The organism is Brevibacterium sp. K72 (assembly GCF_050562175.1).
Taxonomy (GTDB): domain Bacteria; phylum Actinomycetota; class Actinomycetes; order Actinomycetales; family Brevibacteriaceae; genus Brevibacterium; species Brevibacterium casei.
Genome location: NZ_CP191582.1, coordinates 2,102,767 through 2,124,056, shown reverse-complemented (window position 1 = coordinate 2,124,056; position 21,290 = coordinate 2,102,767). Strand labels below are relative to the sequence as shown.

Sequence of the window (21,290 nt, the reverse complement as noted above, 5' to 3'; positions counted from 1 at the left end):
ACCGGGGGCGGGGGCGACGATTACCAGCGGTAGTGGGCGAAGGCCTTGTTGGACTCGGCCATCTTGTGGGTGTCCTCACGGCGCTTGACTGCGGCACCGAGGCCGTTGCCGGCGTCGAGGATCTCATTCATGAGGCGCTCGGTCATCGTCTTCTCGCGACGCTGGCGGGCGTAGCCGACGAGCCAGCGCAGCGCGAGGGTGGTCGAACGAGCAGGACGGACATCGACCGGAACCTGGTAGGTCGCACCGCCGACACGGCGGGAGCGGACCTCGAGGGACGGACGGATGTTGTCGAGGGCCTTCTTGAGGTTGGCGACGGGGTCGTTGCCGTTCTTCTCACGAGTTCCCTCGAGGGCACCGTAGACGATGCGCTCGGCCGTCGACCGCTTGCCGTCGAGCAGGATCTTGTTGATCAGCTGCGTGACGAGCGGCGAGTTGAAGACCGGGTCGATGACGATCGGTCGCTTGGGTGCGGGACCTTTGCGCGGCATTACTTCTTCTCCCTCTTCGCTCCGTACTTGCTGCGGGCCTGCTGACGGCCCTTGACACCCTGGGTGTCGAGGGAACCGCGCACGATCCGGTAGCGCACACCCGGGAGGTCCTTGACACGGCCGCCGCGGACGAGCACGATCGAGTGCTCCTGCAGGTTGTGTCCCTCGCCGGGGATGTACGCGGTCACTTCGATCTGGCTCGAGAGCTTGACACGAGCGACCTTGCGAAGAGCCGAGTTCGGCTTCTTGGGGGTCGTGGTGTACACACGGGTGCACACGCCGCGACGCTGGGGGCTGCCCTTGAGGGCAGGGGCGTCGGACCCTGCGGACTTGTTATGCCGTCCTTTGCGGACGAGCTGCTGGATTGTCGGCACTAAGCGTTCTCCATTGCTTCTCGATGAACCTAATTCCCACATCGGTCGCGCATGCGCGTCTGTGAACCGTGGGACATATCCGACTGAACACCGGGTGAAGCTTGACTCCCGATGCCAGTATCCGCGCGATGTCACGCACCCTGCGGTCGGGAGTGTCGCAAGGACACACACGCGCAGAGGCCCGCGGTTTCGGCGGCCTGCGCCGGTCGCACTCACACTGGTCCCAGGCCTCACAGAACACCTGGCATGATCGTCCGACGACGCAGATAACACAATCAGTCGCATCCCAGAATATCGCGTGCGCGAGCCTCTGGTCAAAACCACCGGCACCCTGCCGGAACGGGAGCGCGAGGGCCTCCGCCCCGGCGAGACCGGGGTCACACGGCCCTCCGGCCCGGCAGCCACCTCGGCGAGGAGGCACGGCTGAGGACCCGCTTCCTTGACTCATTCAAGAAAACGGGGCAGGGTGAAGGTGTGTCAGAGGAAGAACGCGTGCACGCCGAGGACTATTCCGCGACCCTGCGGAGCAGTTCCCTGCGCGTGACGAAGCAGAGGGTCGCGGTGCTGGCGGCGGTGGACACCCACCCCCATGCCGACACCGAGACCGTCATCCGGTCCGTCAGGGAGAGCCTGCCGGACGTCTCCCATCAGGCCGTCTACGATTCGCTGCACACGCTCACCGCGGTCGGCCTCGTCCGGAGCATCCAGCCGTCCGGGTCCGTGGCCAGGTACGAGCGGCGCATCGGCGACAACCACCATCACCTCGTCTGCCGGTCGTGCGGTCTCATCGTCGATGTCGACTGCACGGTCGGCCGGGCGCCCTGTCTGAGTCCGTCGCACGATCACGGATTCGCAGTCGACCAGGCCGAGGTGACGTTCTGGGGACTCTGCCCCGACTGCCGCAGCGGCAGTGAGGGACCGAGCGACCGGGGAGACTGAGCAACGCACCTCTGTCGCGTGAACCGGCGCAGACGCCTGCGGGCAACCGCTGCCGAGGACCACAGCTGAGCCGCGCTGCGGCTCGAACCCGAAAGGAACCCCCATGTCCGAAACCTCCACCACGGGCGGCTGCCCGGTCGTCCACGGCGACTCGACGGCAACCGCGACCACCGAGCCCGGGTCCCTGACCTCTCCGATGCAGGGCGACGCCAACTCCCACTGGTGGCCCAACCGCCTCAACCTCAAGATCCTCGCGAAGAACCAGCCGGCCCGCGACCCGATGGATGAGGACTTCGACTACGCGGCCGAGTTCAACAGCCTCGACTACTTCGCTCTCAAGGCCGACCTCGCGGAGATGCAGCGCACGAGCGAGGACTGGTGGCCCGCCGACTTCGGCAACTACGGCCCGTTCATGATCCGCATGGCCTGGCACTCGGCGGGCACCTACCGCGTCCAGGACGGTCGCGGCGGCGGCGGTGAGGGCCAGCAGCGCTTCGCCCCGCTCAACTCGTGGCCCGACAACGTCGGACTCGACAAGGCCCGGCGTCTGCTGTGGCCGCTGAAGAAGAAGTACGGCAAGAAGATCTCCTGGGCCGACCTCTTCATCCTCGCGGGCAACGTCGCCCTCGAGCAGATGGGCTTCAAGACCTTCGGCTTCGCCGGCGGACGCAAGGACGTCTGGGAGCCGGACAACGACGTCTACTGGGGCTCGGAGACCGAATGGCTGGGCACCGACAAGCGCTACGCGGGCAACCGCGAGCTGCAGAAGCCGCTGGCGGCGACGACGATGGGTCTCATCTACGTCAACCCGGAAGGCCCTGAGGGCGAGCCCGATCCGCTCAAGGCCGCTGCCGACATCCGCGACACCTTCGGTCGGATGGCGATGAACGACGAGGAGACCGTCGCCCTCATCGCCGGCGGTCACACCTTCGGCAAGACCCACGGCGCCGGCCCCGAGAGCCACAAGGGCGCCGACCCCGAGGGCGCCCCGCTCGAACAGCAGGGTCTGGGCTGGAAGTCCGACTTCGGCACCGGGCACGGCAATGACTCGATCGGCAGCGGCATCGAGGTCACGTGGACCTACCATCCGACCCGCTGGGACAACGAGTTCTTCCACATCCTCTTCGCCTACGAGTGGGAGAAGTTCGAGAACGAGGGCGGCCACATCCAGTGGCGTCCGATCGACGGCGGCGGCGACGACATGGTCCCGATGGCCCAGGGTGAGGGACGCCGGGAGCCGCGCATGCTCACCACCGACCTCTCCCTGCGCTTCGACCCCGCCTACGAGAAGATCTCGCGCCGCTTCAAGGACGACCAGGCCGCCTTCGAGGACGCGTTCGCCCGGGCCTGGTTCAAGCTCACCCACCGTGACATGGGCCCGGCCACCCGGTACCTCGGACCCGAGGTTCCCACCGAGGAGCTCATCTGGCAGGACCCGGTTCCCGTCGGCACCCCTCTCAACGACGGTGAGCTCGAGCTCGTCAAGGCCTCGATCCGCAACTCGGGTCTGAGCGTGTCCCAGCTCGTCTCGACGACGTGGGCCGCCGCCTCCTCGCACCGCGTCTCCGACATGCGCGGCGGCGTCAACGGCGGGCGCCTGCGCCTCGAACCGCAGCGTGACTGGACGGCGAACGAGCCCGCGAAGCTCGCCGAGGTGATCGGCGTCCTCGAGGGCATCGCCGACCAGACCGGCGCCTCCTTCGCCGACGTCGTCGCGATCGCCGGTGCCGTGGGCGTCGAGACCGCCGCCGCCGCGGCCGGCCACGACATCACCGTCCCGGTCTCGACCGGTCGCGGGGACGCCTCGCAGGAACAGACCGACATCGAGTCGTTCTCCTACCTTGAGCCCACCCACGACGGCTTCCGCAACTACCTCACCCCGGATCTGCCCCTGGCCGCGGAGTTCCTCCTGCTCGACCAGGCGAGCCTGCTCGGGCTCACCCCGTCCGAGCTCACCGTCCTCATCGGCGGCCTGCGCGTCCTCGGGGCGAACTACGAGGACTCCGAGCTCGGCGTCTTCACCGACCGCAAGGAGCAGCTGACGAACGACTTCTTCGTCAACCTCCTCGAGCTCGGCAACACGTGGAAGGCCGTCGGCGATTCGGCGACGACGAACCTCTACGAGAACTACTCCCCCGATGGTGAGAAGCTGTGGTCGGGCAGCCGCGTCGACCTGCTCTTCGGTGCGAACTCCGAGCTGCGTGCGATCGCCGAGGTCTACGCCTCCGACGATGCGCAGGAGAAGTTCGTCACCGACTTCGTCCGTGCCTGGACGAAGGTCGTCGAAGCCGACCGCTACGACCTGAAGCGCTGAGCCGACCCCCTCGCCGAGGCGGTGGCACGGACCCCGCGCCACCGCCTCGGCGAGGGCACGGTTCCGCACCGCACGGGCGGTGCCCCAACCAGGGGCACCGCCCGTGTGCTGTCCCCGGTCGGCGGGTGTGGTCCCCGCTACACTGGTGACCATGTCCGACGAACAGCCAGAGCTCCCCTCCCGTCCGCGGATCCGCGCCTCTGACAAGGACCGCGACGCCGTGCTCGCCGTCATCACCGACGCCGTCTCGAACGGTCGCCTCGACCCCGAGGAGACCGCTGAGCGGCAGGACGAGGCGATCGCGGCGAAGTACCTCGACGAACTCATGCCGCTCATCGTCGACCTTCCCGAGGGCAACGACCTCCACCGATCGCTCGAGGCGCAGACGGGCGGAACGACCCCCGGATCGCAGATCGTCCCCGGCAACCGACCCGCACCGCTGTCGCCGCTCGCCGCACCCGGCACCTCGGCGCCGGTGAACTCCGTGGCGATCATGTCCGGGCGCGAGATCGACGTGCCCGCCGGCACCGCCGAGGTGACGACGTACGCGCTCATGGGCGGGGACAACATCGACCTCTGCGAGGTGATGGGCCCCGGTGTCACCGTCGAGCTCCACTCCTTCGCGATGTGGGGCGGCAACGACATCTACGTCCCGCCGGGCGTGCGGATCAAGGACGAGACGATCAACATCATGGCCGGCAACGAGGTCCGGCAGTCCGCCCGCGGCGACGGATCGAACGGAACGCTCGTGCTCAAGGGCATGTCGCTCATGGCCGGCCACGACATCCACCTGGCGAAGGGCTACCGAGGAAAGGACCAGGGACAGCTGACATGAGAATCGGGATCCTCACCTCCGGCGGCGACAGCCCCGGACTCAACGCCGTCATCCGCGGCATCGTCCGCAAGGGCATCCGCTCCCACGGCTCCTCGTTCGTCGGGATCAGGGACGGCTGGCGGGGACTCCTCGAGGACGACGTGTTCGAGATGTCGATGCTCGATGTCCGCGGCCTGTCCGGACGCGGCGGCACGATCCTCGGCACCTCCCGCACTCACCCCTACGAGGACGGCGGTCCGGCGCGGATGCGCGAGGTGATGGCCGCCCACGACATCGATGCGATCGTCGCGATCGGCGGCGAGGGGACGCTTTCGGGTGCCTCGCGCCTCGTCGAGGAGGAGGGGCTCAACATCGTCGGGGTGCCGAAGACGATCGACAACGACCTCGACAACACCGACTACACGTTCGGCTTCGACACCGCCCAGTCGATTGCCACCGAGGCGATCGACCGGCTGCGCACGACCGCTGAGTCGCACCACCGGTGCATGGTCATCGAGGTGATGGGCCGCAACGTCGGCTGGATCGCGCTGCACTCGGGTATGGCCGGCGGCGCGCACGCGATCCTCATGCCCGAGTTCCCCGTCTCGATGGACCAGATCGGGCAGTGGGTGACCTCGGCGAGGGACCGCGGTCGCGCCCCGATAGTCGTCGTCGCCGAAGGCTTCGTGCCCGAGGGCCTCGACGAGCAGATCGCCGACCGCGGTCTCGACAGCCGGGGCCGGGCCCGCCTCGGCGGCATCGCGAACTACCTCGCACCCCTCATCGAGGAGACCACGGGCATCGAGACCCGCGCGACGATCCTCGGACACCTGCAGCGCGGCGGCTCCCCCACCGCGTATGACCGGGTGCTCTCGACCCGGCTCGGCATGGCCGCAGCCGACCTCGCCCACGACGAGCAATGGGGGAAGATGGCGAGCCTCAAGGGCACCGACATCGTCGCCGTCGAGATGGCCTCGGCCGTCGACAGCCTCAAGACGGTGCCGCTCGACCGCTGGGAAGAGGCGCAGGTTCTCTTCGGGTAGTCGCGATCCGCGCGGAAGGCGTCGCAACCGCGCGAGCGGCGGCCCAAGCGCTGAATGCACGAGGGGCACCCACCGTGTCGGTGGGTGCCCCTCTGCCGTTCAGACCTCAGGCGGTCTGGAACTCAGACTCAGCTGAAGGCGCCGTAGTCGTAGTCCTCGAGCGGGATCGCGGAGCCGGAGTCGGCGCCGATGCCCGCGTAGAAGTCACCGTAGCTGTTGGTGAACATCTCGGCCTTCGCCTCCTCCGTCGGCTCCACAACGATGTTGCGGTGCGTCTGGAGGCCGGTGCCGGCCGGGATGAGCTTACCGAGGATGACGTTCTCCTTGAGCCCCATGAGCGTGTCCGACTTGCCTTCCATCGCGGCCTCGGTGAGGACGCGCGTGGTCTCCTGGAAGGACGCAGCCGAGAGCCACGACTCGGTGGCCAGCGAGGCCTTCGTGATGCCCATGAGCTCGTCACGGGCCGAAGCCGGCTGTCCGCCTTCGGCGACGACGCGACGGTTCTCCGCCTGGTAGCGGCCGCGGTCGACGAGCTCGCCGGGCAGCAGGTTGGTGTCGCCCGACTCGATGACGGTCACGCGACGCAGCATCTGCCGTACGATGACCTCGATGTGCTTGTCGTGGATGCCCACGCCCTGCGAGCGGTACACCTTCTGCACCTGCTCGACGAGGAAGCGCTCGGCCTCACGGCGACCGCGGATGCGCAGCACCTGCTTCGGATCGACAGCACCGACGACGAGCTGCTCGCCCGCCTTGACGTGCTGACCGTCCTCGACGAGGAGGCGGGCGCGCTTGGAGACTGCGTGCTCGATCTCCTCGCTGCCGTCATCGGGGGTGATGACGACGAAGCGGGTCTTGCGGCTGTCGTCGATCTTCGCCCGACCGGTCGCCTCGGCGATGGGGGCGAAGCCCTTCGGGGTGCGGGCCTCGAAGAGCTCGGTGACACGGGGCAGACCCTGGGTGATGTCACCCGAGGACGCCGCCACACCACCGGTGTGGAAGGTGCGCATCGTCAGCTGCGTGCCGGGCTCGCCGATCGACTGGGCAGCGACCGTGCCGATCGCCTCGCCGATGTCGACGAGCTTGCCGGTGGCCATCGAACGACCGTAGTGCATCGCCGAGATCTGCGTGTCCGAATCCGCGGTGAGCACGGAGTAGACCTTGAGCTCTTCGATGCCGGCGGCCACGAGGGTGTCGACGACCTCAGCGGTGACGTCCGTCTTCGCCGGGACGATGACGTTGCCGTCGGCGTCGGTGACGTCGGAGACCGTGAGACGGCCGTAGACGCTGGTCTCGACGAACTCGTGCGGAACGAGGTTGCCGTCGTGGTCGCGCTCGGCCACGGGCAGGGTGATGCCCTTGGTCGAATCGGTCTCCGCGGTGCGGATGATGACGTCCTGCGAGACGTCGACGAGTCGACGCGTGAGGTAACCGGAGTCAGCGGTACGCAGCGCCGTGTCCGCGAGGCCCTTGCGGGCGCCGTGGGAGGCGATGAAGTACTCGAGCACCGAGAGTCCCTCACGGTAGTTCGACGTGATCGGACGCGGGATGATCTCACCCTTCGGGTTCGTCACCAGACCGCGCATACCGGCGAGCTGACGGACCTGCATCCAGTTGCCGGACGCACCCGAGTCGACAAGGCGGAGCACGGAGTTCTCCTCCGGGAAGTTCGTCCGCATCACCTGGTCGACCTTCTCGGTGGTCTCGGTCCACAGCTTGACGAGCTCGTTGCGGCGCTCGTCGTCGGTGAGCGCACCGAGTTCGTACTGCTGCTGGACCTTCGTGTCGAGCGCCTCGGCGTTGTCGAGGATCTCCGTCTTCGCCTCGGGCGAGACAATGTCCGACATCGCCACGGTGATACCCGAACGAGTCGCCCAGTGGAAGCCGCCGGACTTGAAGTTGTCGAGCGTGTGCGCGACCTCGACCTTCGGGTACTCCTCGGCGAGGTGGTTGACGATCCGGCTCAGCGCCTTCTTGTCGATCGTCGAGTTGACGAACGTGTAGTCGGCGGGCAGGTACTCGTTGAACAGGGCACGGCCCAGCGTCGTGGTGACGTCGAGCGGCATACCCGGCTCCCAGCCCTCGGGAACCTCGAGGTCCGCACCCGGAACGACGTTCTCGAGGCGGATGGTCACGACCGAACCGAGGTCGAGCTCGCCGTGATCGAAGGCCATGATGGCCTCGCCGAGGCTGGAGAACGACCGGCCCTCGCCGGCGAGTCCCTTGCGCTCCGAGGTGAGGTGGTAGAGGCCGATGATCATGTCCTGCGAGGGCATGGTCACGGGCTTGCCGTCGGAGGGCTTGAGGATGTTGTTCGCCGAGAGCATGAGGATGCGGGCCTCAGCCTGCGCCTCGGGGCTCAGCGGCAGGTGGACAGCCATCTGGTCACCGTCGAAGTCGGCGTTGAAGGCCGAGCACACGAGGGGGTGGAGCTGGATGGCCTTACCCTCGATAAGCTGCGGTTCGAACGCCTGGATGCCGAGGCGGTGCAGGGTCGGTGCGCGGTTGAGCAGCACCGGGTGCTCGGTGATGACCTCTTCGAGGACGTCCCACACCTGCGGGTGCTGGCGCTCGACCATCCGCTTGGCCGACTTGATGTTCTGCGCATGGTTGAGATCGACCAGGCGCTTCATCACGAACGGCTTGAACAGCTCCAGGGCCATGGTCTTGGGCAGACCGGCCTGGTGGAGGCTGAGCTGCGGACCGACGACGATGACCGAACGGCCCGAGTAGTCGACGCGCTTGCCGAGCAGGTTCTGACGGAACCGGCCCTGCTTGCCCTTGAGCATGTCGGAGAGCGACTTGAGCGGACGGTTGCCCGGTCCGGTCACAGGACGTCCGCGACGGCCGTTGTCGAACAGCGAGTCGACGGCCTCCTGGAGCATCCGCTTCTCGTTGTTGACGATGATCTCGGGGGCGCCGAGGTCGAGGAGCCGCTTGAGGCGGTTGTTGCGGTTGATCACACGACGGTAGAGGTCGTTGAGATCCGAGGTCGCGAAGCGGCCGCCGTCGAGCTGGACCATCGGGCGCAGCTCGGGCGGGATCACCGGGACGACGTCGAGGACCATGCCCTCGGGGTTGTTGTCCGTGGTGAGGAACGCGTTGACGACCTTGAGGCGCTTGAGCGCGCGGGTCTTGCGCTGTCCCTTGCCGGTGTTGATCAGCTCGCGCAGCTTCTCGGCTTCGGCCTCGAGGTCGAAGTCGAGGAGGCGCTTCTGGATCGCCTCGGCGCCCATGGCACCGGTGAAGTAGAGGCCGAAGCGGGCGAACATCTCGCGGTAGAGGCTCTCATCGCCCTCGAGGTCGTTGACCTTGAGGTTCTTGAACCTGTCCCACACCTGCTCAAGACGGTCGATCTCGCGATCGGCGTTCTTGCGCAGCTTGTCCATCTCCTTGTCGGCGACATCGCGCAGCTTCTTCTTCGCCTGGGCGGAGCCGCCCTCGGCCTCGAGCGCTGCGAGATCCTCTTCGAGCTTCTTGGCACGACGGTCGATGTCAGCGTCGCGGCGGTCGCCGATCTGCTGCTTCTCGACGTCGATCTTGTTCTGCAGGCTCGGCAGATCCCGGTGACGGGACTCCTCGTCAACAGAGGTGATCATGTACGCGGCGAAGTAGATGACCTTCTCGAGGTCCTTCGGCGCGAGATCGAGCAGGTAGCCCAAGCGCGAGGGGACGCCCTTGAAGTACCAGATGTGGGTCACGGGAGCGGCAAGCTCGATGTGGCCCATGCGCTCACGGCGCACCTTGGCACGGGTCACCTCGACGCCGCAGCGTTCGCAGATGATGCCCTTGAAGCGGACGCGCTTGTACTTTCCGCAGGCGCACTCCCAGTCACGGGTGGGACCGAAGATCTTCTCGCAGAAGAGTCCGTCCTTCTCCGGCTTGAGGGTGCGGTAGTTGATGGTCTCAGGCTTCTTCACCTCGCCGTGGGACCAGCCGCGGATGTCATCCGCGGTGGCGAGACCGATCCTCAGCTCATCAAAGAAATTAACGTCAGGCACGTAAATCCTCTTTCCTGGCGATGGACTCGTGGTCCATCAGAAATTCTTGTGTCGGTTGGAGTGGAAGTGCTCAGACTTCTTCGACGGTCTGGGCTTCGCGGTAGGACAGGTCGATGCCGAGCTCTTCGGCTGCGCGGTAGACCTCGTCCTCCGAGTCGCGCATCTCGACCTGGCCGCCGTCGGAAGACAGGACTTCGACGTTGAGGCACAGGGACTGCATCTCCTTGATGAGGACCTTGAACGACTCGGGGATTCCCGGGTCGGGCAGGTTCTCACCCTTGACGATGGCTTCGTAGACCTTGACGCGGCCCGGGATGTCATCGGACTTGATCGTCAGCAGCTCCTGGAGCGTGTACGCAGCGCCGTAGGCCTCAAGGGCCCAGACTTCCATCTCACCGAAGCGCTGACCGCCGAACTGCGCCTTACCACCGAGCGGCTGCTGGGTGATCATCGAGTACGGGCCGGTCGACCGCGCGTGGATCTTGTCGTCGACGAGGTGGTGGAGCTTGAGCATGTACATGTAGCCGACCGAGATCGGGTACGGGAACGGCTCACCGGAGCGACCGTCGAACAGCTGGGCCTTGCCCGAGGAGTCGATGAGTCGGTCTCCGTCGCGGTTCGGGGTCGTGGCGTCGAGCAGTCCGCGCAGCTCCTGCTCGTGGGCACCGTCGAAGACCGGGGTGGCCAGGTTAGTGCCGGCCTCGGCTTCGCGGGCGAGCTGCGGAAGCTCCTCGGCCCACTCGGGGTTGCCCTCGATCTTCCAGCCCTGCTTCGAGATCCAACCGAGGTGGATCTCGAAGACCTGGCCGATGTTCATACGACGGGGCACACCGTGCGGGTTGAGGATGACGTCGACGGGGGTTCCGTCGGCGAGGAACGGCATGTCCTCGACCGGCAGGATCGTCGAGATGACGCCCTTGTTGCCGTGACGGCCGGCCATCTTGTCACCGATCGTGATCTTGCGTCGCTGGGCGACGTAGACGCGGACCATCTGGTTGACGCCCGGCGAGAGCTCGTCGTCGTCCTCACGGTCGAAGACGCGCACGCCGATGACGGTGCCGATCTCGCCGTGGGGCACGCGCAGCGAGGTGTCGCGGACCTCACGGGACTTCTCACCGAAGATCGCCCGGAGCAGACGCTCCTCCGGGGTCAGCTCGGTCTCACCCTTCGGGGTGACCTTGCCGACGAGGATGTCGCCGTCAGTGACCTCGGCGCCGATGCGGATGATGCCGCGATCGTCGAGGTCGGCCAGGGCGTCGGGCGAGATGTTCGGGATGTCCCGGGTGATCTCCTCGGCACCGAGCTTCGTGTCGCGGGCGTCGACCTCGTGCTCCTCGATGTGGATCGAGGAGAGGACGTCGTCCTGGACGAGACGCTGCGAGAGGATGATCGCATCCTCGAAGTTGTAGCCCTCCCACGACATGAACGCGACGAGGAGGTTCTTGCCGAGAGCCATCTCGCCGTTCTCCGTCGACGGTCCGTCGGCGAGCACAGCACCGGCCTCGACGCGGTCTCCCTCGTCGACGATGATGCGCTGGTTGTAGGACGTGCCGTGGTTCGAGCGCTTGAACTTCGCGGCCCGGTAGGTCTGCATCGTGCCGTCGTCGGCGAGGACCGTGACGAAGTCAGCCGAGACCTCGGTGACGACGCCCGCCTTCTCCGCGACGATGACGTCGCCGGCGTCGACGGCCGCACGGTACTCCATGCCGGTGCCCACAACGGGGGCCTCGGACATGACCAGCGGCACAGCCTGGCGCTGCATGTTCGCACCCATGAGGGCGCGGTTCGCGTCGTCGTGCTCGAGGAACGGGATGAGCGCCGAGGCGACGGACACCATCTGACGTGCGGAGACGTCCATGAAGTCGATCTGGTCGCGGAGCACCAGCTCGGCTTCGCCGCCGCCGCCCTTCGGACGGGCGAGGACCTCTTCCTCGGCGAAGCGCTGATCGTCGGTCAGCGGGGCGTTCGCCTGCGCGATGTTGTAGTCGAGCTCGTCATCGGCGGTGAGGTACTCGGTCTCGTCCGTGACGACGCCGTCGACGACCTTGCGGTACGGGGTCTCGATGAAGCCGAACGGGTTGATCCTGGCGTAGGAGGCGAGCGAACCGATGAGACCGATGTTCGGACCCTCGGGGGTCTCGATCGGGCACATGCGGCCGTAGTGCGACGGGTGGACGTCTCGGACCTCCATCGCCGCACGGTCGCGCGAGAGGCCGCCGGGTCCCAGCGCCGAGAGGCGGCGCTTGTGGGTCAGACCCGCGAGCGGGTTGTTCTGATCCATGAACTGCGACAGCTGCGAGGTTCCGAAGAACTCCTTGATCGCGGCGACGACGGGACGGATGTTGATGAGCGTCTGCGGCGTGATCGCCTCGACGTCCTGGGTGGTCATGCGCTCGCGCACGACGCGCTCCATGCGGGAGAGGCCCGTGCGGACCTGGTTCTCGATGAGCTCGCCGACGGCGCGGATGCGGCGGTTGCCGAAGTGATCGATGTCGTCGAGCTTGACGCGCACCTCGATCTCCTCGCCGTCGCGCTCACCCTTCGTCGTCTCGACTCCGGCGTGGAGGGAGACGAGGTAGCGGATGGTCGCGGCGATGTCGTCGACAGAGAGCACCGAGTCCGACAGCGGGGCATCGACGCCGAGCTTCCGGTTGACCTTGTAGCGGCCGACCTTGGCCAGGTCGTAGCGCTTGGGGTTGAAGTAGAGGTTGTTGAGCAGGTTGCGCGCAGCCTCGGCGGTCGCGGGCTCGGCGGGACGCAGCTTCTTGTAGATGTCGAGCAGCGCCTCCTCCTGCGTGGAGACGGTGTCCTTCGCCAGGGTCTCGCGGATCGACTCGAACTCGCCGAACTCCTCGAGGATCTTCGACTCGGTCCAGCCGAGGGCCTTGAGCAGCACGGTGACCGACTGCTTGCGCTTGCGGTCGAGGCGGACGCCGACCTGGTCGCGCTTGTCGACCTCGAACTCGAGCCATGCACCGCGGGAGGGAATGATCTTCGCGGAGAAGATGTCCTTGTCCGTGGTCTTGTCGACGCTCGACTCGAAGTAGGCGCCCGGCGAACGGACCAGCTGCGAGACGACGACGCGCTCGGTGCCGTTGACGATGAACGTGCCCTTGTCGGTCATGAGCGGGAAGTCGCCCATGAAGACGGTCTGGGACTTGATCTCGCCGGTGTTGTTGTTCATGAACTCGGCGGTGACGTAGAGCGGCGCCGAGTAGGTCATGTCGCGTTCCTTGCACTCGTCGATCGAGTACTTGGGAGCTTCGAACCTGTGCTCACGGAACGACAGCGACATCGATCCGCCGAAGTCCTCGATCGGCGAGATCTCTTCGAAGATGTCCTCGAGACCGGAGGTGGTCGCGACGGAGTCGTCTCCGATTTCGATGGCCTCGGCGACGCGGTCCTGCCACGCTTCCGATCCGATGAGCCAGTCGAAGCTGTCGGTCTGGAGTCCGAGCAGGTCGGGAACCTCGAGCGGTTCGCGGATCTTCGCGAACGAGATTCTCTTGGGGGGATTAGCGGTCCTGGTGTTATCGTTGGCGGCGGCCAATGGGATCCTTCCGAGTGCTTCACCAATTGACGCGTTGCCACCCCACCCCGACCGGCTGCCGATCCGTTTGTCGGTTTCGACACCGGGCGACGACGTGGTTCACTGGAGTGGAACTGGCCTGCCCCCCGCTATATGAAGGCACGCCACAGGCACAGCAACGCAAATATCAAGCTTATAGCATTCGGTCAAGTCCCGCAAGGTCCGTCTCCGAACCCCGTCTCCCACCCGTGACATCGATATCCCTCAAGGGTATATTCAGGTCATGGTGTTCCTCCTTCTCGGACTCCTCCACGACGGACCGCGCACCCTCTACGACCTTCACCGAAGGTTCTCCCGCGGGATCTCGCTGTTCTACGCCGCGAGCTTCGGCAGCATCCAGCGGGCCCTCGACCGTGCTCGCGACAGCGGTTGGGTCACGGTCGACGACGTTCCCGATTCGGCGCGCGGGCGCCGGCTCTACTCGCTCACGGCCGCAGGGCGGACACGCTGGCGGGAATGGATGGGCGAACCACCCACCGGGTCGAATCCGGAGCAGACCATGCTCGCGAAGGTCTACCTGCTCGGCCGGCTGCCGGAGACCGAGCGCGCGGCATGCCTCGCGGAGATCCGCTCGCGACTCGACGCCGATGCGTCTGCGCTGACAGCCCTCGCCGCTGACCTCGATGCCGCCGAGGTGCCGGATGCCGCGCGGGAGAACCATCGCTTCGAGAGGGCCACCCTTGACTACGGGCTGCGCTCCCACGCCCTGGCAGTGCAGTGGCTCGACGACCTGGAGCAGTCGTGACCCTCGCCCTGATCATCGCCCTGGTGCTGCTCGCCGCCCTCGCCGCCCTCCAGATCCTCGGGGCGGCGGGGCTGCCCGTCGGCAGTCTGCTCTGGGGCGGGCGAGAACGCGTGCTGCCGACCCGGCTGCGGCTCTCGAGTCTCGCGACCCTCGCCGCCTACGCGGTCTTCGCCGCCCTGCTGCTCAGCCGCACGGGGGTGCTGCCCGGCCGGGACTCCACCGTCGTCATCGTCGCGACATGGGTGCTCGTCGGCGTGCTCGCCCTGAGCACGGTGGCCAACGCAGTCTCCGGCAGCCGGACCGAACGCGCGACGATGGTGCCGACCGGGGCGGTGCTCACGGTGGCCGTCCTTGTCATCGCGCTCGGCTGGTGACGGCCTCACTCCCCCGCCGTGGCGCCCGTGGGCAGCACCTTCTTCCACACGCTCGTCCACGCGAACGTCTCGAATCCGGCGAGGTCGTTGATCGCGAGCATCCACGTGTTCTCCGCCGCATTCCACGTGTAGACCCGCTCGACCGCCGACTCCTGCAGCAGCGCCGCGTGGTTGGCCCTCTTGAGCCTCGCGCCGAGGCGGTGCCCGCGGTGCTCGCGGATGACGAGAGTCCCACCCTGGTCGCCGACCTCGGGGCGGTCGGCGAAGTGGGCGGCCTGAGTGTAGCCGGCTACCTCGTCGCCCTTCATCGCCAGCGCCGTCATCATCCGTTTGCCGGATGCCTCCCGGTCGGCGTCGTTCGCACGCACCCGGTCGGCATCCCAGAACTCCTCCTCCTCGAGGTCGGCGGCCCCGGGCGTGTCCGTCGACATCCTCCGGTGGAGGAGGGCGAGCGCCTCGAGGTGCTCCTCGGGGGTGGGTCCGGCCCACGTGAGGATCGTGTAGCCGTCGTCGCCCTCGTCCTCCGCACCCAGCCCTCCCCCGGCCTCGCGGATCCGCACGACCGAGCACCGTTCGAGCTGCCGCAGAGAGTACCCGTGGGTGCGGGCGAAGGCGACCTCCGGCAGGGTCGAGGGCAGCGCCCCCGTCCCCGAGGCCGCGGCGACTCGCGCGATCCGCGGATCGGCATCGACGACCGCGGCCGGGGACTCACCGAAGCTCGTCAACCTCGTCCGTCCGTCGCCGGCCAGCTGCTCCTCCATAGCCGCGAGCAGCTCGGTGCCGAGTCCCTGCCGGCGGTGCTCGGGGTGGACTGCGACGTGGATCTCGGCGGCATCCTCGTTGTCCTTGAGGCTGAGGTAGGCGATGCCCTTGGCGACGATGTCCGCGCCGAGGCGGCCGAGCCACAGCGCGTGCGTGAGATAGTCGTTCGTCCTCCGCAACGTCCGGCGCACCTCTCCGGGGCGGGGGTCGAAGTCGGGGCCGAGACCCGAGGCTGAGTTGACGACGCGATCGAAGGCGACCACCTCGGCGACGGTGTCCTCGATCTCGGACTCGGTGAGCGAGCCTGCCGGGATGTGCGTGATCTCCATCGATCTCCTTGTCCTCGCGTGCCTGCGCCCGCCGCGGTGCGAAGCGCTCCGAGAGCGAGTCTAACCGCAGACGACGGCGAGGCCGTCGAGACCGGATTCGGGCCGGTGCCCGCCCGTACACTGGGGCCATGACGACCATCACCGTGCTCACGTTCGACCCGGCCGCCGTCAACTCCGGGATCATCACCGGCGCCGACCGCACCCTCATCGTCGACTCGAGTCCCGGGCCGGACACGGCCGCCCGCCTCGTCGAGCGCGCACAGGAGCTCAGCCGCGCTGCCAATGAGATCGTCACCCCCATCGATCTCGTCATCACCCACGACCACTGGGACCACCACCTCGGAGCCGCCGCCCTCGTCGCCGCCGGCATCGACCGCGTCTTCGCCTCCCCCGCCTTCGCCGCCGATCAGGCCGCGAGCACGTGGATCTCCCTCGACGCCCTGCGGACCAATCCCGACACCGCGGACTTCGCCGCGAGCCTGCCGGAGGATCCCGGCGACCTCCTCGTCGAGGTCACCCCCATCGCCGAGGCGGGTGCGGAGCCCACGGTGGTCGACCTCGGCGACTTCCCCGTCGAACTCTCGGTGCTCGGCGGACATTCCACGGCCGATGTCATCGTCAGCCTCCCCGAGGCCGGGATCGTCTTCACCGGGGACCTCGTCGAGGAGGGCTCCGCCCCGCAGGCCGGTGCCGACGCGTCCCTGAGCCATTGGGTCGAGAGCCTCCACGCGCTGCTCGCTCTCCCCGGGGCCGAGGTCTTCGTCCCCGGGCACGGGGTTCCTGTCGATCGGGCGTTCGTCGAACGACAGCTCGAGGACATCGACGGCTTCCGGCTCGCGTCCGTGCCCGGGCAGAGACCGGACACCGACCTGTCGACCGGGGGTTTCGGTGCCGACAGCGAGGACGTGTGGGAGGACGCGCAGGAGCATGAGCACGGGCCCGACGCCGAGGTGACCCTGCCCTCCCGTGCCATGCCCGGTGACCGCGACCGCACGATCCCGCGGGAGCTGACGTTGCCGATGGAGTGAGCCGGCCACTCGGGGCCTCGACTTTTGGACGCTCAGTGTCGATCTGCCGGCCCAGAATCGACACTCAGCGTCCTGGACACGGCCGCTGGACGCCGGTGACTCTCAGCAGATGGAGCCGGTCTGGTCAGGCCTCGCGGTCGAACTCTGGTCGTTCGCGGTGGAGCGCGGTGACGAGGTCGCCGCCGATCGCACCGAAAAGTGTGCGCGCCCAGATGCTCCGGGCCTCGACGTAGGGCCTGTCGCCGTCGAAGATCCACTGCAGTTCGCGCCCGGCGGCGAGGTCCTCTGCGCACATCCGGCACACGGGCACGCGGATGCTCTGCCCGTCGGCGTCGACCCGGGAGGTCGACTGCGCCTCACCGTGGAGCGGGTTGACCGTGCACAGGCTCTCCGGAAGGCTGCCCGTGCGACCGCGCCTCCTCCGGCCACCGCGCTGCGCCTCGGCGATCTCCCTGCCCGCCTGGCGGATGAGGACCATGGCCCCGGCGAGGTCGATCCGCGACGAGCTCGTGTCGTCGACGATGCGGCGGGCGATCTGGTAGGCGTCGAGGGCCCGCTCGACGCGGTCGGCATCGGCGGCGGGCAGGTCCGCGGTGTGGAGGCGGTCGATCGACTCGGCCAATGCCGTCGTGTCGTCGCTGATCGAATCCCGCAGCGAGTCGCGCTGGAGGGTGTCGACGCGGTCGAGGAGCCGCGAGGGCAGTCGGTAGGCCGCGCCCTGCCGGCGACGGCGCAACAGCCAGACACCGGCGATGACGAGGGCGAGGACGAGGATGGAGCCGCCGAGGAGGAGCGGGGCGAGTGATCCCGAACCGCTGTCTACGACGACTTCGCTGCCGGGCACCTCCTGCCCCGTGCCCGCCTGCGCCTCGGTGCGCTCCTGCGGATCGGCGTAGTAGCCGAGGAGGATGTTGAGCTTCGTCGTCGACGGGGTCGAGACGTTCCACTCCCCCATGGCGTTCGTGTACTGGTCCATGACCTCGATCTTCTGGTCCGTGTCCGCAAACGTCTGGTCGGCGATGAGACCGTCGGTGCCGTTGATCATGACGAAGGCCCCCTCGCCGCCGTGGGCGACCTTGACCTGCTGGAGCAGCTCGCGATCAACGCTCGGGGCGTCGACGGCGATGACGTAGACGGGGAAGTCGAGACCCTCGACCGTCGTCGTCGCCTTCTCCATCAGGGCGGGGTTGAGCCGGTCGGCGACGGCCGGGTCGATCCAGAACGGATCGGCCCCCAGCGCCTCGGCGATCTGCTCTCCGGTCGCGGTCATCGGCGCCTCCCTCCGGTCGGTCCCGACCGCACGGGCGCACCCTTCCGACTGCGGACCCTGCGCACGACCCACACGAGGAGAATCGCGGCGGGCACGCCGAGGACGAGGCCGAAGCCGACAGAGGTGATCGCGGACACCGCAGGGTAGGCGAGCTCCTCGGGTCGCTGCTCATCGCTGCGCTCGTCGACGTACTCGAGCTCGGCGTAGGGTTCGTCGACCTCGGTCTGCTTGAGCACCCGCACCCAGTCCAGCGCCCTGCCGGGCGGGGTGGAATCCGCGGCCGGCCGGGGGTAGTCGACGATCCTTCGTTCGATGCCCTTGTCCGCGACGTCCTCACTGGTGCTGCCGACGACGAGCACAGTCGCCTTCTCCTCCGGCAGCTCCCGGGCGATGCGGGCGGCGACGAGCTTCCCCTCACCGTCGGCGTCGTCGAGATCGGACAGCGTCATGAACGCGACGTAGACGGGGACCTCGGACCCGTCGAGTTCGTCGCGCAGGGTGTCGAGTTCGGGGTCGGTGACCGCCCACGCCTGGTACGCGTCGACGTAGATCGGGTCGGAGGCGAGGTCCTCGGCGATCGTGCGGTAGCGGGTCCGGTCGTAGTCGGCGTCGAAGCGGGACTCGATGCGGTCGGAGTAGATCGAGTCGACGCGGATGTCGTCGCTGTTCGCCCGCTCGATGCGCTCGTCTTTCGCGTCGTCGAAGAGGGAGACGCTCCAGACGATCGCCCCGGCGGTGACCGCGGAGAAGACGACGGCGGAGATCGCGAGGCGGATGAGGAGGGCAGTGCGGGAGGCACCGGAGCGTGTCATGACCGCCTCCCCGTCCGGACTGGGCGTTCGGCACCGGGCACGCCGTCGTCGAGGATGGCGTCCTCGAGCGGGGTGAAGCTGCCGAACCCGGAGAGCGCGTAGGCGTCGTCGCGCCGGAAGTAGGGCACGGGTCGGGAGGTGAGGATAGTCGGGTCCTTCGGCACCATGAGGCAGACGGGGTCGTGTCCGGCGTCGAGGTCGGCGATGCACGTCTGACAGGCATCGATGGTGAGCACGGTCCCCGACTGCTTCCACGCGATGCTCTCGACGGGCTTCGTATGCGCGGGGAAGAAGTAGCAGAACTCGGGCGCGGCGGTCTCGGCCGATGCCGCTCGGCGGCCGAGGCGGTTCATCGCCCGCAGCGCCCTGTCGGTGCGCACGAGGGCCCAGATCGCCTGGCGGTGGGAGTGGTCGGGAGAGGATGCCCAGTCGGGGTGGGCGTCGGTGACCGCGTCGATGGCCCGCTGCACCCGCAGCCCGCGGTCGCGGATCGCCCAGCCCTCCTCGTCGGCGGAGGTGGGCTCCGGGAAGGGCTCGAGCGCCCGCGTGACCTCGGGGACGAGGCGGTGACGGCGGACGAGCTCCGGTTCGGTCGTCAGCTCCGACTTCCACCGGTACCGCGTCTTCCGGGTGAGCACCCACGCGGTGAGCCCGAGGGCGGCGAGGGTGGAGACGCCGAAGACGATGCCGTCGGGGTTGCCGAGGTCGAGGCCGGTCGCCTCGATGTAGTCCCCCCGTGACTCGCCGACGTCGACCGGGTCGAAGTCGGGCAGCGGCGGTGCCGGTTCCCCTGTCGCGGCGGCGACGAGGACGCGGAGGTGGTAGTCGACGGCGAGCTCGATGGGGAGGAAGTCGTCGCTTGACGAGCGCTGCAGGACCTGGGAGTTCGGCGGCACGCTCGGACCGTTCCCATCGACGAGGTAGGACCGGCTGCGGGCGGAGGTCTCGGCCTCGGTGAACAGCACGAGAGCCTGGTCCTCTCCCGTCCGGTCGAACATCTCGAAGGCGAGGTCGGCGGTGAACGCGTCCCACTGGTCGTGGTAGCCGATCCAGATCTCCGGAGTCACGGCGACGAAGACGGGGAGTCCGGATCGGGCGGCGTTCTCGGTCGCCGTCTCGACCGCGCTCCGCTGCCTGTCGGTGAGACCGGGGGCGAGCGTGGGGTCGACCCAGAGGGGGCCGGTGTCCCAGGCCCCTCTGATGCGGTCCCGCAGCTGTCCGAGCAGGCGGTCGGTCGTCGTCATGGTTCCAACTCTACGGTGGGCGCTCACACCTGTTGTCACAGCCATGGTGCGGATCTGCCACCTGCCGCCCGGGCGGGTCCCTGGGACGACACGAGCCCCACAGCCGGATCGGCTGCGGGGCTCGTGTCTCTGCGGTCAGTCAGGCTGCCGCGAAGGTGATCACTTGAGGGTGACGGTCGCGCCGGCAGCCTCGAGGGTCTCCTTGGCCTTCTCGGCGTCTTCCTTCGAAGCGCCTTCGAGGACGGCCTTGGGGGCGCCGTCGACGAGGTCCTTGGCTTCCTTCAGTCCGAGGGAGGTGAGTCCACGGACTTCCTTGATGACGGGGACCTTCTTGTCGCCGGCCGACTCGAGGATGACGTCGAACTCGGTCTTCTCTTCAGCGGCGGCTTCTCCGCCACCGGCTGCCGGAGCGGCAACGGCGACAGCGGCCGGGGCAGCGGCCTCGACGTCGAATTCCTCTTCGAACTTCTTGACGAAGTCGGAGAGCTCGATGAGCGTGAGCTCCTTGAAAGCTTCGATGAGCTCGTCTGCAGTGAGCTTAGCCATGGTGGCCAATCCTTCCTGTGGTGGTCACCTGCGGTGACCGGGTTGATGGGGTGATGCTCAGGCGTCTTCGGCAGGAGCGGAGTCCTGCTTCTCGCGGAGGGCATCGACAGTGCGCGCGGCCTTGACCAGCGGAGCGGTGAAGAGGTAAGCCGCCTGGTGGAGGCTTGCCTTCATGGCACCGGCTGCCTTCGCAAGCAGCACTTCGCGGGATTCGAGGTCGGCGAGCTGGTTGACATTCTCAGCGCTGAGGGCGGCACCGTCGAAGTAGCCACCCTTGACGACGAGCTGAGAATTCGCCTTGGCAAAGTTACGCAGAGCCTTGGCAGCCTCAGGCGGTTCGCCGTTGACGAACGCGATCGCGGTGGGCCCGTTGAGGAGCTCATCGAGACCGGTCACGCCGGCTTCCTTGGCTGCAATCTTGGTCAGCGTATTCTTTACCACGGCGTAGCTGACGTTCTCACCAAGAGAGACGCGCAGCTCTTTCATCTGCGCGACGGTGAGACCGCGGTACTCGGTCAGCAATACAGCGTCGGAGTTCTCAAACTGCTGCTTGAGCTCCTCGACTGCGGCTGCCTTGTCTGGCCTCGCCATGGTATTCCTTTCGTACAGGCGCCG

General features: G+C 67.6%; 17 protein-coding genes. 7 read left to right on the top strand and 10 right to left on the bottom strand.

Annotated features, from left to right (window positions below):
- Window positions 1–20: 20 nt before the first annotated feature.
- The gene (gene rpsG, locus ACQ1RG_RS09400; protein ID WP_009379177.1) at window positions 21–491 is read right to left on the bottom strand and encodes a 30S ribosomal protein S7; all 471 of its coding nucleotides are present in this window, start codon (window positions 489–491) and stop codon (window positions 21–23) included.
- On the bottom strand, window positions 491–865 hold the full coding sequence (rpsL, locus tag ACQ1RG_RS09395; RefSeq protein ID WP_009379175.1) for a 30S ribosomal protein S12: 375 nt from the start codon (window positions 863–865) through the stop codon (window positions 491–493). Before rpsL ends, rpsG begins: the two co-directional genes overlap by 1 nt.
- Window positions 866–1,339: 474 nt before the next feature.
- On the opposite strand from rpsL, the gene ACQ1RG_RS09390 reads away from it, so the two are divergent.
- The 4 genes from ACQ1RG_RS09390 (at window position 1,340) to ACQ1RG_RS09375 (ending at window position 5,975) form a co-directional block, all read left to right on the top strand.
- Window positions 1,340–1,804, top strand: a complete 465-nt coding sequence (locus ACQ1RG_RS09390; protein WP_100227484.1) for a Fur family transcriptional regulator — start codon at window positions 1,340–1,342, stop codon at window positions 1,802–1,804.
- A 103-nt stretch (window positions 1,805–1,907) separates the two neighbouring features.
- Window positions 1,908–4,118 carry a catalase/peroxidase HPI gene (katG, locus tag ACQ1RG_RS09385; protein ID WP_009379166.1) on the top strand — a complete coding sequence of 737 codons (2,211 nt, stop codon included), beginning with the start codon at window positions 1,908–1,910 and terminating at the stop codon, window positions 4,116–4,118.
- 151 nt (window positions 4,119–4,269) lie between these two features.
- A complete protein-coding gene (locus ACQ1RG_RS09380) occupies window positions 4,270–4,953 on the top strand; it encodes a DUF1707 SHOCT-like domain-containing protein (protein ID WP_009379165.1) in 684 nt (227 codons plus the stop codon).
- A complete protein-coding gene (locus tag ACQ1RG_RS09375) occupies window positions 4,950–5,975 on the top strand; it encodes a 6-phosphofructokinase (RefSeq protein ID WP_009379164.1) in 1,026 nt (341 codons plus the stop codon). The genes ACQ1RG_RS09380 and ACQ1RG_RS09375 overlap by 4 nt, the downstream gene beginning before the upstream one ends.
- A 128-nt stretch (window positions 5,976–6,103) precedes the next feature.
- On the opposite strand, the gene ACQ1RG_RS09370 is transcribed toward ACQ1RG_RS09375, so the two are convergent.
- Window positions 6,104–9,976 (bottom strand): DNA-directed RNA polymerase subunit beta', encoded by a 3,873-nt coding sequence (locus tag ACQ1RG_RS09370; RefSeq protein WP_009379162.1) that lies wholly within the window; start codon window positions 9,974–9,976, stop codon window positions 6,104–6,106.
- Between the two features lie 70 nt (window positions 9,977–10,046).
- The gene (gene rpoB, locus ACQ1RG_RS09365; protein ID WP_009379160.1) at window positions 10,047–13,526 is read right to left on the bottom strand and encodes a DNA-directed RNA polymerase subunit beta; all 3,480 of its coding nucleotides are present in this window, start codon (window positions 13,524–13,526) and stop codon (window positions 10,047–10,049) included.
- A gap of 262 nt (window positions 13,527–13,788) precedes the next feature.
- Between rpoB and ACQ1RG_RS09360 the strand changes: the two genes are divergently transcribed.
- Window positions 13,789–14,310, top strand: a complete 522-nt coding sequence (locus ACQ1RG_RS09360; RefSeq protein ID WP_009379159.1) for a PadR family transcriptional regulator — start codon at window positions 13,789–13,791, stop codon at window positions 14,308–14,310.
- Window positions 14,307–14,684, top strand: coding sequence for a hypothetical protein (locus ACQ1RG_RS09355; RefSeq protein WP_009379156.1), 378 nt, complete (start codon window positions 14,307–14,309; stop codon window positions 14,682–14,684). Before ACQ1RG_RS09360 ends, ACQ1RG_RS09355 begins: the two co-directional genes overlap by 4 nt.
- Window positions 14,685–14,689: 5 nt before the next feature.
- Here ACQ1RG_RS09355 and ACQ1RG_RS09350 read toward each other — a convergent pair whose 3' ends face one another.
- On the bottom strand, window positions 14,690–15,775 hold the full coding sequence (locus tag ACQ1RG_RS09350) for a GNAT family N-acetyltransferase (RefSeq protein ID WP_009379155.1): 1,086 nt from the start codon (window positions 15,773–15,775) through the stop codon (window positions 14,690–14,692).
- Between the two features lie 128 nt (window positions 15,776–15,903).
- On the opposite strand from ACQ1RG_RS09350, the gene ACQ1RG_RS09345 reads away from it, so the two are divergent.
- Window positions 15,904–16,803: an MBL fold metallo-hydrolase gene (locus ACQ1RG_RS09345; protein ID WP_009379152.1), complete on the top strand. Its 900-nt coding sequence runs from the start codon at window positions 15,904–15,906 to the stop codon at window positions 16,801–16,803.
- A 124-nt stretch (window positions 16,804–16,927) separates the two neighbouring features.
- On the opposite strand, the gene ACQ1RG_RS09340 is transcribed toward ACQ1RG_RS09345, so the two are convergent.
- The 5 genes from ACQ1RG_RS09340 to rplJ form a co-directional block, all read right to left on the bottom strand.
- Entirely contained in the window at window positions 16,928–18,073 is a 1,146-nt protein-coding gene (locus tag ACQ1RG_RS09340) for a hypothetical protein (RefSeq protein WP_009379150.1), read from the bottom strand.
- Entirely contained in the window at window positions 18,070–18,885 is an 816-nt protein-coding gene (locus ACQ1RG_RS09335; RefSeq protein ID WP_009379148.1) for a hypothetical protein, read from the bottom strand. Before ACQ1RG_RS09335 ends, ACQ1RG_RS09340 begins: the two co-directional genes overlap by 4 nt.
- The gene (locus tag ACQ1RG_RS09330) at window positions 18,882–20,129 is read right to left on the bottom strand and encodes a hypothetical protein (protein WP_009379146.1); all 1,248 of its coding nucleotides are present in this window, start codon (window positions 20,127–20,129) and stop codon (window positions 18,882–18,884) included. The genes ACQ1RG_RS09335 and ACQ1RG_RS09330 overlap by 4 nt, the downstream gene beginning before the upstream one ends.
- A gap of 159 nt (window positions 20,130–20,288) precedes the next feature.
- Window positions 20,289–20,675, bottom strand: a complete 387-nt coding sequence (gene rplL / locus ACQ1RG_RS09325; RefSeq protein WP_009379144.1) for a 50S ribosomal protein L7/L12 — start codon at window positions 20,673–20,675, stop codon at window positions 20,289–20,291.
- A 57-nt stretch (window positions 20,676–20,732) separates the two neighbouring features.
- Window positions 20,733–21,266: a 50S ribosomal protein L10 gene (gene rplJ / locus ACQ1RG_RS09320; protein ID WP_009379140.1), complete on the bottom strand. Its 534-nt coding sequence runs from the start codon at window positions 21,264–21,266 to the stop codon at window positions 20,733–20,735.
- Window positions 21,267–21,290: the final 24 nt, after the last annotated feature.

Excerpts from the sequence above, each read along its gene's own strand:
- ACQ1RG_RS09340 (WP_009379150.1), bottom strand. The coding sequence starts at position 18,073 with ATGACCGCGACCGGAGAGCAGATCGCCGAGGCGCTGGGGGCCGATCCG.
- ACQ1RG_RS09330 (WP_009379146.1), bottom strand. The coding sequence starts at position 20,129 with ATGACGACGACCGACCGCCTGCTCGGACAGCTGCGGGACCGCATCAGA.
- katG (WP_009379166.1), top strand. The coding sequence starts at position 1,908 with ATGTCCGAAACCTCCACCACGGGCGGCTGCCCGGTCGTCCACGGCGAC.
- rplJ (WP_009379140.1), bottom strand. The coding sequence starts at position 21,266 with ATGGCGAGGCCAGACAAGGCAGCCGCAGTCGAGGAGCTCAAGCAGCAG.
- ACQ1RG_RS09380 (WP_009379165.1), top strand. The coding sequence starts at position 4,270 with ATGTCCGACGAACAGCCAGAGCTCCCCTCCCGTCCGCGGATCCGCGCC.
- rpsG (WP_009379177.1), bottom strand. The coding sequence starts at position 491 with ATGCCGCGCAAAGGTCCCGCACCCAAGCGACCGATCGTCATCGACCCG.
- ACQ1RG_RS09335 (WP_009379148.1), bottom strand. The coding sequence starts at position 18,885 with ATGACACGCTCCGGTGCCTCCCGCACTGCCCTCCTCATCCGCCTCGCG.
- ACQ1RG_RS09375 (WP_009379164.1), top strand. The coding sequence starts at position 4,950 with ATGAGAATCGGGATCCTCACCTCCGGCGGCGACAGCCCCGGACTCAAC.
- ACQ1RG_RS09350 (WP_009379155.1), bottom strand. The coding sequence starts at position 15,775 with ATGGAGATCACGCACATCCCGGCAGGCTCGCTCACCGAGTCCGAGATC.
- ACQ1RG_RS09360 (WP_009379159.1), top strand. The coding sequence starts at position 13,789 with ATGGTGTTCCTCCTTCTCGGACTCCTCCACGACGGACCGCGCACCCTC.
- ACQ1RG_RS09345 (WP_009379152.1), top strand. The coding sequence starts at position 15,904 with ATGACGACCATCACCGTGCTCACGTTCGACCCGGCCGCCGTCAACTCC.
- rplL (WP_009379144.1), bottom strand. The coding sequence starts at position 20,675 with ATGGCTAAGCTCACTGCAGACGAGCTCATCGAAGCTTTCAAGGAGCTC.